Origin of the sequence: Geobacillus subterraneus, from assembly GCF_001618685.1 — a bacterium.
GTDB lineage: Bacteria > Bacillota > Bacilli > Bacillales > Anoxybacillaceae > Geobacillus > Geobacillus subterraneus.
Genome location: NZ_CP014342.1, coordinates 3,286,296 through 3,299,014, shown reverse-complemented (window position 1 = coordinate 3,299,014; position 12,719 = coordinate 3,286,296). Strand labels below are relative to the sequence as shown.

The window sequence follows — 12,719 nt, the reverse complement described above, 5'->3', positions numbered from 1 at the left end:
ATGAACACGAGTATCGTCTTAAAAATTTTATACCGCTAAACTTGACGGGTATGAGACAGGGGCCTCCAACACCAGCTGACGAATCACCTCATGGCTGAGGACCGCATCTCTCACGATCGACTCCAACGAACGGGCGGCTTTGCGGTAGGAAGAGCACCCCACAACCAACTTGACTGCCGTTTCCCCCTAGGCAAGGACCGATCGGTTAGACTCCATTAAAGCCCTGTTCAGCATTGAGCAAGAAAATATAGGCGCCCACTTGTCGATCGCAGTCTTAGTTCCGTTGAATGGATTAATTTTATTTTGCGGTAATCGGATTGGAAAATATCTTGTTGCGGAAGACGTATTTTGGAAATATTTTGGTGATGGGGTCACGAATGTCGTTAATCGGGTTGCCATAAGGGATAATATGTTCAAATAAAATTTCTAAAACCCTCTGCTTTCGATATAGGTTTTGACAAACTCGCCGTAAGCTTTCTTATCTATTATCGGATTCACATAATCTAACTTTCGATCTTTATAAGTATAGTTATCTCGAATCCAATGAAAGTCTTTATCGTTATTACTAACTAATATGGCATTATGTAGAAGAGCTGCAGCTGCAACAAGAGCATCTGGTGCTTTAATACTCTTTTTGCGTGTACTGTCCGCTCTCGCTTTTCTTCTTATGTCAGCTGCTAGCTCCATATCTTCTCTAGTGACTTCATAGATTTGATCAGCCATTTGAATATATCCTTTTCTATTTTCTCTTATATCAGGATCTGTTTCGATTTCGAAATGAGACATGATCTCCATCTCAATGAAGGTAGTCATAATAATCTCTACCTCATCTTCAATCAGCTGTTCAATGAACTCTACTGCATCAGGGTAACCCATTTCATGTGCTGCGTATATATTTGTATCGATTAGTACTTTGGTTGACAATGCTTAATCCTCCCACTCTTCTCTATTTGCAATTCTTAATGATTCCAACACGCCTTCTTTGCTAAATAACTTCGTACTGCCAGCCAGACGTTTGTGTAACGCTTTCTTTTCTTCCTTGGTTAGCTTCTTTTTTTTAGATCGCACTTGAATGACCTCCTTCATTTGCTCTTCTGTTAGAACAGATGGTCCAATTCGGTAATGATGACGGTTTTGACGCACTATTCTCTTTAAAATTGGGCGTTTTGCCGTTCCAGTTGTTATATGATATGCGCCACGGCTCCTTTTTTTGTTAGTGCTCATTTGCATCCCCACCTTGGTTGAGGTTTTATACATAATTATATCATGTTTCAAGAAGTCAGGTTATTAATTTTACTGTAGATGAGCAGGCTCTTCACCACAAGTTGTAAATGAACCTTCATCATTTACACTCCCGTTTCCGTTTTTCGATGTGCTCCAATTTCAATTTCTTGCAGTTGAGTTGCGTAAACAAAACTGGCGTGATTACATTTGCCATGACAACCCCATCGCGGCTGCGTTGTTAAGCAAAATGGCGTATACTGAGTTTGAAACATGTATCATACCTTCAAATGTTTCTATTTCGTTTTGAAATTGGTGGGACTTTTAGCGTATTAGGGCGAGAAGACTCCTGCTTCACCGGAGCAAAGCGAGGATATGCCGCGAAAACTCCCTGACACGCCTGTTCCTTGACAACATGATCATTTGTCCGGGAAGGCGATCGGCAGGGAGACTTGCCGGTCTTACCTACCGTACGTCAAGTTATCAGATCCATGTTGTCTATCAAAGGGGAATTTACACAATAATTTGGACTTAACCTATGTGTTTCATCGCTATTTACTGCATGTACCGTTACGTACTCTTATGCACAATTTTGGGTTTTTACTCTAGAAGGTTGGTGAAAAACCGTTGTTTGCCTTGATCGATGATGGAACGCGTGAACATAGAGGCTGATGCAACAAGTTTTCTCTACTTGAGAACTGATTCCCAGAAGCGGTTGTGCGAGTCAATCACCGGCCTCCTAGAAGGCCGATGAAAAATGACTGCCATGAGCAAATCAACGGCATTTCGCCAAAAAAGAAGGCCGATTTCACCAGGCTTTTCTAACTGAGACACAGATGGAATAGCAGGATTTTGTACGAGATCATCGCCTCTCTAGGATCCGCATGTGAAATCTTTGCGAGCAAAGCATTTTGGCTCTTTTAGATGACCTCAAACCGTCAAACTCAGAGGGGTGAAGGATCAAAAAAAGAGGCTGTCTGCGAAAGCTCGGTTTCACGATCTTTTGAGACAGCCTCCGTTCCCGTCATCAAAAAGCGATTTTTTCCTCCAAAAAGGCTTTGAGCTCTCCAATCGGCAGCCGCACTTGTTCCATCGTATCGCGGTCGCGGACGGTGACTTGGCCGTCTTGTTCGGACTCAAAATCGTACGTAATGCAAAACGGCGTGCCGATTTCGTCTTGGCGGCGATACCTCTTGCCGATCGAGCCGGTTTCGTCGTAGTCAACCATGAAATGTTTCGCGAGTTCCTCATAAATGCGGCGCGCGCCGTCGCCAAGCTTTTTCGACAGCGGCAAGACGGCCGCCTTGTACGGCGCGAGCGCCGGATGCAAATGCATCACCGTCCGGGTCGTTCCGTCTTCCAGTTCTTCCTCGTCATAGGCATCGATCATAAACGCCAGCGTGACGCGGTCGGCGCCAAGCGACGGCTCAATGCAGTACGGCACGTAGCGTTCGTTCGTTTCTTGGTCGAGATAATGGAAATCCTCTCCGGAGTATTCCATATGCCGCCTTAAGTCGTAGTCAGTGCGCGACGCGATGCCCCACAGCTCGCCCCAGCCGAACGGGAACTGATACTCGATATCGGTCGTGGCGTTACTGTAGTGGGACAACTCTTCTTTCGTATGGTCACGCAGGCGGATATGTTCTTCGTTCATGCCGAGCGACAACAGCCATTCTTTGCAAAATTGCTTCCAGTAGTCGAACCATTTCAGCTCTTCGCCCGGTTTGCAGAAAAATTCGAGCTCCATTTGTTCGAACTCGCGCGTGCGGAACGTAAAATTCCCTGGCGTGATCTCGTTGCGGAAGCTTTTGCCGATTTGCGCGATGCCAAACGGCAATTTTTTGCGCATCGTGCGCTGGACGTTTTTAAAGTTGACGAAAATGCCTTGCGCCGTCTCCGGGCGCAAATAAATTTCGTTGGCGCTCGACTCGGTGACGCCTTGGTACGTTTTGAACATTAAGTTGAATTGGCGCACGTTCGTAAAGTCGCGGCTGCCGCATTCGGGACAGGCGATGCCATGCTCGCGGATCAGCTCATCCATTTTCGCTAGCGGCAAGCCGTCAACAATCATCTCGATCCCTTTTTCCTCAAGTGCCTGCTCAATCAATTTGTCGGCGCGATGGCGCGCTTTGCACTGTTTGCAGTCGACCATCGGATCGTTGAAGTTGCCTAAGTGGCCAGACGCTTCCCACGTTCTCGGGTTCATTAAAATGGCGGCGTCCAAACCGACGTTGTACAGCGATTCTTGGACGAACTTTTTCCACCACGCCCGTTTAATGTTGTTTTTCAGCTCGACGCCGAGCGGGCCGTAATCCCACGTATTCGCCAGCCCGCCGTAAATTTCCGACCCTGGAAACACGAAGCCGCGATGTTTTGCGTGGGCTACGATTTCTTCCATGGTTGCAGCCATGTCGTCATCCTCCTCCAAATATGTGTGTGGTGCCAACAAATCAAAAACGCCCTCGCCCCTAGGCATGACGCCTAGGGACGAGAGCGTAGCTCCCGCGGTTCCACCCTAGTTGATGCGCAAACAGCGCATCCCCTTTTTCCATTTCCGCTCCGGACTGCCGTTTCATTAACCGTCTTCGCCGGGCTTCCACCGCCCCCGGCTCGCTTTGGAAGAGAGGGTTAACTACTATTGATCCGTCATCGCGATTCGCTATACGATTTTGTTCACTATCATAGCAAACCTGCAAATCCTCTGTCAATAGTTGCCTCCCTTTTTTTGCGCCCAAAATCGCGACACGATGGGCTTTCCGTCCCAGATGACTTCACTTTCGGCGCGGCGGCGCGCGACTTGCGGCTCATCAAGCAAAAGCCAAAAGTTTTTCATCGGCAAATCGCCGAGCCCATGTTTCTCGCAAAGCCGTCGCAAATATCGGCGCCGCCTGTCGTCGAGCTGTCGCGACATGTTGTCGCCGTCCGCGCTGAACGCGTACAACACGGTCGCCGCCGCGACACGGGCGACGCGGCAAGCAGAGGCGGCACGCAAAAAGAAGTCCCAATCCCAATAGTTGTGGATAGACGGGTCAAAGCTGCCGATTTCGTCATGGAGCGACTTGCGATACACGCTCCCGGACGGAACATATGTTGAGAACGTCCGCATGGCTTCCAAATCGTACTCATAGGCAAATAAGAAACGAGCGAACGGGATGCGCTGATCGTTTTCGACCCGATATTGGACAATTTCTGCATCGGCATAGGCGAAGTCCGCATGCTCGAGCGCCGCGACCATCCGCTCGAGATGGCACGGCAACACTAGATCATCGTCGTCGCAAAGCATGATGAGTTCGCCGCGCGCCGCTTGGACGCCTGCGTTGCGGGCCGCGACATGTCCTTCGTTGTCGCGGCGGTCAATGACGTGGATGTCCAGCTCCGGATACAAGACGACGACATCATCGATCGGCTCGCCGCCGTCGTTCACAACGATCACTTCAAGTGAACGATACGTCTGCCGGCTTAACGCTTCAAGCAGCTCGGCAAGCGGATATGGTCGATTGTATGTCGGAATGACAACGGATACAGACGGACACAACGGACGATCCACCGCCTCTCCCATTTTTCCCAAACCAAAAGGGGCTTACCCTTAAGGTATAGCCCCTGTTTCCGTTTGTCAACTTAGGCGAGTTCCTGTTGCTTCGTCTCTTTACCAAGAACAGTGACCGAGAGGACGGCGACAAGGACAGACAGGCAGAACAGGGTGAAAATCGCTGTCACGGACACCCCTTTGGCGACAAGCGAGCCAACGAACAGCGGGCCGAAGATGCCACCGATACGGCCAAACGCCGCCGCCATGCCCGCTCCGGTCGCACGAATCGACGTCGGGTATTGCTCCGGCGTGTACGCATACAGCGCTCCCCAAGCACCGAGGTTGAAAAATGACAAGAAAATGCCCGCCGCCATCAACCCCGCAAGCGACTCGGCCGTGCCGAAAAAGTAGGCGCTTGCCGCTGTGCCAAGCAGATATGTGATCAAGACGAACTTCCGCCCGGCCCGCTCGATCAGCCATGCGGCGCTGAAATAGCCGGGCAGCTGGGCGAGCGTCATCACAAGCACGTATTCAAAGCTTTTAATTAAGCTGAACCCTTTCATAACCATGACGCTTGGCAGCCATAAAAACATGCCGTAATACGAGAAAACGACACAAAACCAAAGGATCCAAAGCATCGTCGTTTCCTTCCGGTACGGCGCCGACCATACGTTGGCGATATTGTCCCATACCGTTCCCTCTTTTTTCGTTGCCATAAACCGTGGCGAGTCGGGCAGCCGGAGGCGTAAGTAAATGGCGTACAGCGCCGGCAAAGCCGACAGCCATAACGCCGTCCGCCAGCCGTAAGCCGGAATGACAAAATAGGAAATGAGCGCCGCCAGCAGCCAGCCGCCGGCCCAAAAGCTTTCAAGCAGCACGACAGCCCGGCCGCGATCCTTAGCTGGCACCGCTTCTGAGACGAGCGTTGACGCAACCGGCAGCTCGCCGCCAAGCCCCATGCCGATCAAAAAGCGAAGCGCCAAAAACGCCGCCAACGTCGTCGTCAGCGCCGACAGCCCGCTGCCGATCGAGAATAATAACAATGTGACAATAAAAACGTTTTTCCGGCCGATCCGGTCGGCGAGCAACCCAAACACGAGCGCCCCAACGGCCATGCCGATCGAGTTGACGCTGCCGATCCAGCCGACTTGTTCGGCTGTCAAGTTCCAGTCTTTTTGCAAGGCGGCCATCAAAAACGACAACATGCCGACATCCATCGCGTCAAACAGCCAGCCAAGGCCGGCGATGCCTAACAGCTTGCGCTGGGAAATCATCGGTTGATTCATGTGTATCCCCCTGTCATTATTAGTGTCAAGACACGATCTATATTCATTATAGAAGGGGAAAGGGGCAAATTCAATCATATATTGCTCATTCTCTCACAAAACGAACCGCCACACGGAAACGATCTCTCCCCTACGCCCTCGCTGGGAATGGCGCTTCTTGACCCGAAATGATAAAAAAGCCGCCAAACGACCAGCGCTTGTTTGGCAGCCTGTTTACTGCAAGTTCATCTTAACAAATCCCATTTCTCGATATCCATATGAAGATGTCCGTGGGTTCCGAACAGAATCGTTCGGTCATCCGGATGCGGGAAAAACCGGGCGGTGAATGTTTCTTCGCCGTCATTGACGAACAGTTCGAGCGATGACGTATCAAGGAAAAGGTGAAGCGAACGAAGGCGCGGCAGACGGCATTGCCGCTTTTCCGTCAGCCCGTTCACGAAGCTTTTCCGTTCAAGTGTCAACACGCCTTCATCGCCATTGTAAACGAGACGGGCGGCATGGCGCAGATGGATTTCCAGCATGCTCCCGAACAGTTCGATATTGTCAAGGCGAAGCTCGATGGCGTCTCCCTCGATCCCTGGCCATGACCGCAGTTCATTCACAATAGCGACGTTTCGATAAGCGACTTTTTGTTTGCGCAACTGTTTCAGTTCCTTGACCGGCGTCTGTCTCAGCTTGCCGTCGACGAGGCGGAGTTCACGCGGCAAGGTAAGGGCATGCACCCAGCGATGGCGCACGGTCGGCTGTCGGTCTTCGTCTTGGTCGGGCACACCCATCCAGCCAATGAGAATGCGCCGTCCATGCCGGTCGAGCATCGTTTGCGGGGCGTAAAATTCAAAACCGCGGTCAAGCTCCTCAAACGGCCCATGGAGAAATTCCGTTCGTTCGTAATCGAGGTGGCCGACAAAATAGCCTGACTGGTAGACATTTTGATAGCGCATCCCATCCGGTTTTAATCCTTGCGGGCAGACGATGAGCACGTCCTGGCCGTCCAACGGAAATACATCTGGGCATTCCCACATATAACCGAACGGTCCGAGCCAGTTCGAATTTCCGCCAGCAATCGGGCCAAGGTGCTCCCATTGGAAAAGATCAGTGGAACGAAACAGCACTGCTTTTCCATCGCCGCTTTCGCTTTGCGCCCCGACAATCATATACCATTGGTCATCTTTTCGCCATACTTTCGGATCGCGGAAATGGGCAGTGTAGCCGTCCGGGAGGGTGATGACGATCCCTTTTTTTGTAAAATGGAGCCCATCCTCGGATACAGCCATGCATTGGTATGTCTGGCGGTTTCCTTGTTCATCTTTCACATTGCCGGTGTAAAACAACACAAGCTTTCCTTCATGATCAACGGCACTTCCGGAGTAGCATCCGTTTTTATCATACCATTCGCTTGGCGCTAGGGCGATCGGTGCTGATTGCCAATGAACCAAGTCTGGGGACGTGTAATGTCCCCAGAACTTTGCCCCATGGCCAGTGCGAAACGGCATCCACTGATAAAAGACATGATACGTTCCGTTCCAGTCGATCAGCCCGTTCGGGTCGTTCAGCAGCCCGACCGGAGGCATGAGATGGTAGCGAAGCCGATACCGGTCGCGATTGACGAGATCTTGATACTTGTCGATTTCGGCATAGGCCTGTTCCATGAGCTGCTGTTCACGTTCGGATTTCATCGCGCGCCCCTCACTCTTCTTCGCGGAATTTCAGAAGCAGTGTCGCCACAAACGCCGAAACAACCGCAATGGCAAAACCGATTAAATAGTGCATGACGTTCGTGAGCCCTTGCGGCGCGACGATGGCGATCATCGGGATGCCGGTCAGCCCGTAAGCGTTCGCCACCACGTTCATAAACACAACGTACGCCCCGCCGAGCGCGCCGCCAATGGCTGCGGCGATAAACGGCTTCCGGTATTTTAAGTTCACACCGAAAATGACTGGCTCGGTAATGCCTAAAAACGCGGATAAGGCCGCTGGCAGTGCAATTTCTTTCGTTTTTGCCCGCTTCGATTTGACGAAAACAGCTAAACCAGCCCCGCCTTGAGCGACGTTGGCCATCGACCAAATCGGCAACAAATAGTTGACGCCAAGCTTCGCCAACAAGTTCGCTTCAATCGCATGGAAGCTATGGTGCACGCCAGTAATAACGATCATCGAGTACAACCCACCGAAGATCAGGCCGGCTAACGCGCCACCATAATGGTAAACAAAGTTCAACACGGTTGTAATGCCGTCACCAAGCAAATTGCCGAGCGGACCGATGGCTAACATCGTAATAAACCCGGTCAAAATGACGGTCATAAACGGAACAACAAGCAAGCTGACGGCATCGGGAACAACTTTGCGCAATCCGCGCTCAATTTTGCTCATTACATACGTCGCCAGCAAAATCGGTACCACTGTCCCTTGATACCCGACCATGGCAATATCAAAGCCGAGAAATTCCATATAATTCGGCTTCGCTTCCGCCAGTCCCCACGGGTTCAATAGCGCCGGGTGGGTCATAATCCCGCCGATGACCGCCCCTAAAAACGGTGTGCCGCCAAATTCTTTCGCCGCGCTGAAGCCGATTAAAATCGGCAAAATGATAAACGCTGCACTGGAGAACATATCAAGCAAAATATACAGGGCGCTGTCCGCCGCCACCCACTTGAATGCTTTCATCATCCCGAGCAATCCCATAAGCAGACCGCTCGCGACGATCGCCGGGATGATTGGTACGAAAATGTTCGACAACGTTTTCGCAAAGCGGGCGAGCGGATTCATTTTTCGCTTGATGGCTTCTTGATGCACATCGGCACCGCCCTGCGGCACTCCTGCTTCCCGGGCGAACGCCTCGTACACTTTATTGACCACACCGGTGCCAAAAATAATTTGAAACTGTCCGGAGCTGGAAAACGCTCCTTTTACTCCTTCGACGTTTTCAATGGCCTTTGCATCAGCCTTTTGATCATCTTTTAAAACAAGCCGAAGCCGTGTCGCGCAATGGGTCGCGCTAATGATGTTTTCTTTCCCACCAAGGAGCGGGATGAGCTGTCTGGCAATGTGTTCGTAGTTCATTGGTGAACTCCTCTCCTTCTTGATGATGATAAAAAACAAAAAAGACCTAAAACATACAAAGGATGATCTGACGGCATGATCCGTCTGCCGTCCCCTTCATACGTTTTAGGTCTTGCCTGCTCGAAGCAGTTACAATCCCACAATATTTCGTTGTCTGTTTTGCATTATAAGACAACCCGCTGTTTTTGTCAACGCTTTCTCAACCGTTGAATATGCAGCGCAATATAGGCGAGTTCCTCTTCCGGAAAGCGAATGCCATATTCTTTTTCCGCATATTCCGCCGCTTTTTGCGCACACGCCCACTCGCTCGCATATTTCGTCTGAATGAGCGCAAGCATCTCCTCATCCATCGAATGAATCGACTCCCCGTTTTCAATGCGGCTTAAGGCAAACCGCAAATGGGTGAGCAGCCGTTGGTACGAAATGCTTTCCTCATCGATCGATATGCCGAGCTCTGTTTGGATGAGATCAACGAGTTCATGAATAAGCGTCGTCTCCCGCAGCGTTTTGTTCATGCTGGCGGCGTCCATTTTCGCGGTATGGATATGCAAGGCGATATGGGCGGCTTCATCATCAGGGACCTCGATGCCGAGCCGCTCTTTGATCAGCTGTTTCGCCCATAACCCGATGTCATACTCCGCTTTATATAACACCTTAATTTCACCAAGCAATTTGTTTTGAATGCGGTAGCCTTGCTTTAGCCGCTCAATGGCAAATGACAAATGGTCGGTCAGTGCGATATGGATATGGTCGCTCAGCGGCGCTTGCAGCTTTCCTTCCGCATAGCTGATAATTTCTTCGGCAATATCGATATGTTCCTCTGGCAGCGTGCGAAGCAACTGCTGGAACCTTTCATTTTCTTCTTCCATGACGAAAATTTTTTCAATACGGTCCGGAGAGATAAGGTCATTTTTCCGTTTTTGAAACGCAATCCCCGGACCCATCACGATTTTCTCCTTGCCCTCGTCGATCACGACAGCGGCGTTATTGTTTAAAATCCTATGGATCCGAAACGCCATATGCTCCCCCTGCCGCTCTCATTTCGTTTGGACATGCAACAGGATCGTCTCCCCTTTGGTCGCCGAGGCTTCGGCTTTTTTCTCGAGGTAGGCAAGGGCGTCGCCGTTCGTAATGATGATCGGCGTCACCGCGCTTTTGGCCTTGTCGCGGACGAGAGACAAATCAACAGAAAGGAGCCGCTCGCCCCGCTTCACCCGGTCGCCGGCCTTCACATAGGCGGTAAATCCTTCCCCGTTCATCGATACGGTGTCGATGCCAACGTGAATCAGCAGCTCAACCCCTGCTTCCGAGCGCAAGCCAATGGCGTGTTTCGTCGGAAAGAGCTGAATGATTTCGCCATCCACCGGAGCGACGACGTCCCCGTCCGTCGGGTCAATGGCGATGCCGTCGCCCATCATTTTTTGTGCAAACACCGGGTCAGGCACGTCCTCAAGCGGCACGATTGTTCCACTCAGCGGCGCAACGATCGTTTCTTCCTTCGGTGGTTGTTTGCCAAACCATTTTTTGAACAAGGTGTGTCATCCTTTCTTTTCAGTTCTTCCGACAACAAGTATACCCGAATGGAAGAAAACTGCAAACCGCGCCGCTCGCTCCCCGATCGATCAAGCGTGCTCACGCAAGCGCCGGCAAATTTCCGCGGCCACTTCCTTCGTCGCCGCCGTGCCGCCAAGATCCGGCGTTTTGACACCATCAGCGGTGACGTCCTCCACTACTCTTAACAACAGAGCGCCGAGCTCTTCTTCACCGAAATGGTCAAGCATGAGTTTCGCCGTCCAAATTTGTCCGATCGGATTGGCGATGCCTTTGCCGTAAATGTCCGGCGCCGAGCCGTGTACCGGCTCAAACATCGATGGATAGTTGCCGTTGACGTTAATGTTCGCCGCCGGGGCGATGCCGATGCTGCCCATAATGGCGCCGCCAAGGTCAGTCAAAATGTCCCCGAACAAGTTGCTCGCGACAACGACGTCAAACGTATGCGGCCTTGTGACGAAAAAGGCGGCTAACGCGTCAATATGGTACGACGCGGTCGCGACATCCGGGTAGTCGCGCTTGACGTCGGCGAACACTTCGTCCCAAAACGGCATCGTATGGAAAATGCCATTCGATTTCGTCGCGCTCGTCACATGCCCTTTCCGCTTTCGGGCCAGTTCAAACGCGTAACGCATCGCCCGCTCCGTTCCTTTACGGGTAAACACGGCATTTTGGATGGCGATTTCATCGTCTCCACGATGGATGCGCCCGCCGACTTCGCTATATTCCCCTTCGCTGTTTTCGCGGACGACGATGAAATCAAAGTCGCGCGGCTCGGCCAGCGGCGAGGATAAGCCGCGGAAATATTTTGCCGGACGAATGTTGATCACTTGTTCAAATTCGCGGCGGATTTTTAACAGCAATCCCCATAATGAAATATGATCAGGGACAAGCTTCGGATTGCCGACCGCTCCGAGAAAAATCGCATCAAAATTTCGCAAAGTCGATAACCCGTCATCCGGCATCATTTGGCCGTGTTCAACATAGTAGTCGCAGCTCCACGAAAATTCGATGAACGAAAACGCTATTCCCCCATGCACATCGGCGACCGCCTGCAGCACGTCAAGCGCTGCTGGCACGACTTCCTTGCCGATGCCGTCGCCTGGAATGACGGCGATTTCCCACTTTTTCAAGGCTTCTTCCCCCTTGCTTGTTGGCTTTCCTTTGTTAACAGGTTCTTTAAGTGAAGCAAGTCATGTTGAATATGCACTTTCATTGTTTCTGCCGCTTCATCCGCTTTTCGTTCTTTCATTTTAGAAAAAATTTGCTTGTGTTCCTCTAAAATTTGGTTTGCCCTCCCTGGCCCGTACACGTTCAGCGTCCGATAATAGTACGTTAGCGACCTAAGTCCTCCTAACAACTTGCCTAGCTCGCTATTACCACTGAACAAAACAATAAAATCGTGAAACTGGACATTGAATGCAATCACGGATTCAAGGTCACCGATTATAATGCTTTGTTCTGTTTGGCGGAGCACTTCTTCAATCTCGTCCAATTGAGAGGCAGACAGCCGTTCACAAGCCAGTTTAACAGCCAACGATTCAAGGGACATGCGGCATTGATAAATCTCCTCCACATTCCTCATCGTCGGTTCGTATACGGTGATCCGCGATTTATGATCAATTTGGAGTAATCCCTCTTTTTCAAGCGCCCTTACAGCCTCACGCACCGGACTTCTACTTACATTTAATTCTCTGGCCAGCTTTGCTTCGTAAATACGTTGTCCGGGTTTGAATTCTCCTTGAAGAATTTTCTTGCGCAGCAAATGATAAATTTGCTCGTAAAAGGGAGCGGATCGGTCCGGTTGAGCTTGACTCATTTGCCTTCACCTACTTTGTCGACTGTCGACAGATATACTTTAAGTCCATTTTATTTGACATATCTTCTTTCTGTCAATGAAAATTTAGCATATTATGAAGTTATATAATATTTTGAAACATTGAATTCCCGTGCAGGATAGACAGTTCCCTCACCCCGAAACAAAACATAATACATTGCCTCACCATTTCACAGATATGGCGCAAGGAAAGTGGGAAGCTGCTACAAACCTTAGGCGCTTGCCCTCGTTTAAA

The 12,719-nt window shown here is 50.7% G+C and carries 11 protein-coding genes and 2 pseudogenes; 1 reads left to right on the top strand and 12 read right to left on the bottom strand.

All coding sequences use genetic code 11. The features are described from left to right. Positions 1-51: 51 nt before the first annotated feature. From GS3922_RS17740 to GS3922_RS16080, 3 genes and pseudogenes are all read right to left on the bottom strand, one after another. Positions 52-268 (bottom strand): annotated as a pseudogene (locus GS3922_RS17740) (UPF0236 family transposase-like protein); the annotation flags it as partial. 158 nt (positions 269-426) lie between these two features. Then, positions 427-924: a PIN domain-containing protein gene (locus GS3922_RS16085; protein ID WP_033009759.1), complete on the bottom strand. Its 498-nt coding sequence runs from the start codon at positions 922-924 to the stop codon at positions 427-429. Positions 925-927: 3 nt separating this feature from the next. Then, positions 928-1,224, bottom strand: coding sequence for a hypothetical protein (locus tag GS3922_RS16080; protein WP_033009761.1), 297 nt, complete (start codon positions 1,222-1,224; stop codon positions 928-930). A 106-nt stretch (positions 1,225-1,330) separates the two neighbouring features. On the opposite strand from GS3922_RS16080, the pseudogene GS3922_RS18220 reads away from it, so the two are divergent. Continuing rightward, positions 1,331-1,492, top strand: a pseudogene (locus GS3922_RS18220) (DUF4351 domain-containing protein); the annotation flags it as partial. 756 nt (positions 1,493-2,248) lie between these two features. Here the strand turns inward: GS3922_RS18220 and GS3922_RS16075 are convergent. The 9 genes from GS3922_RS16075 to GS3922_RS16030 all read right to left on the bottom strand — a co-directional run bounded on the left by GS3922_RS16075 (position 2,249) and on the right by GS3922_RS16030 (position 12,466). After that, a complete protein-coding gene (locus GS3922_RS16075) occupies positions 2,249-3,631 on the bottom strand; it encodes a glycine--tRNA ligase (protein ID WP_063167142.1) in 1,383 nt (460 codons plus the stop codon). A gap of 294 nt (positions 3,632-3,925) precedes the next feature. Beyond that, a complete protein-coding gene (locus GS3922_RS16065; protein WP_089135023.1) occupies positions 3,926-4,756 on the bottom strand; it encodes a glycosyltransferase family 2 protein in 831 nt (276 codons plus the stop codon). A gap of 83 nt (positions 4,757-4,839) precedes the next feature. Beyond that, a complete protein-coding gene (locus tag GS3922_RS16060) occupies positions 4,840-6,036 on the bottom strand; it encodes an MFS transporter (RefSeq protein ID WP_063167140.1) in 1,197 nt (398 codons plus the stop codon). A gap of 224 nt (positions 6,037-6,260) precedes the next feature. Further along, positions 6,261-7,712, bottom strand: a complete 1,452-nt coding sequence (locus GS3922_RS16055; RefSeq protein WP_063167139.1) for a glycoside hydrolase family 32 protein — start codon at positions 7,710-7,712, stop codon at positions 6,261-6,263. A gap of 10 nt (positions 7,713-7,722) precedes the next feature. Further along, entirely contained in the window at positions 7,723-9,096 is a 1,374-nt protein-coding gene (locus tag GS3922_RS16050; RefSeq protein ID WP_063167138.1) for a sucrose-specific PTS transporter subunit IIBC, read from the bottom strand. A 188-nt stretch (positions 9,097-9,284) separates the two neighbouring features. Next, positions 9,285-10,115 carry a PRD domain-containing protein gene (locus tag GS3922_RS16045; RefSeq protein WP_063167137.1) on the bottom strand — a complete coding sequence of 277 codons (831 nt, stop codon included), beginning with the start codon at positions 10,113-10,115 and terminating at the stop codon, positions 9,285-9,287. 18 nt (positions 10,116-10,133) lie between these two features. Beyond that, a complete protein-coding gene (locus tag GS3922_RS16040) occupies positions 10,134-10,628 on the bottom strand; it encodes a PTS sugar transporter subunit IIA (protein WP_063167136.1) in 495 nt (164 codons plus the stop codon). Between the two features lie 90 nt (positions 10,629-10,718). Next, positions 10,719-11,780: a tartrate dehydrogenase gene (locus tag GS3922_RS16035; RefSeq protein ID WP_063167135.1), complete on the bottom strand. Its 1,062-nt coding sequence runs from the start codon at positions 11,778-11,780 to the stop codon at positions 10,719-10,721. Further along, positions 11,777-12,466 carry a GntR family transcriptional regulator gene (locus GS3922_RS16030; RefSeq protein WP_063167134.1) on the bottom strand — a complete coding sequence of 230 codons (690 nt, stop codon included), beginning with the start codon at positions 12,464-12,466 and terminating at the stop codon, positions 11,777-11,779. The genes GS3922_RS16035 and GS3922_RS16030 overlap by 4 nt, the downstream gene beginning before the upstream one ends. Positions 12,467-12,719 lie beyond the last annotated feature (253 nt).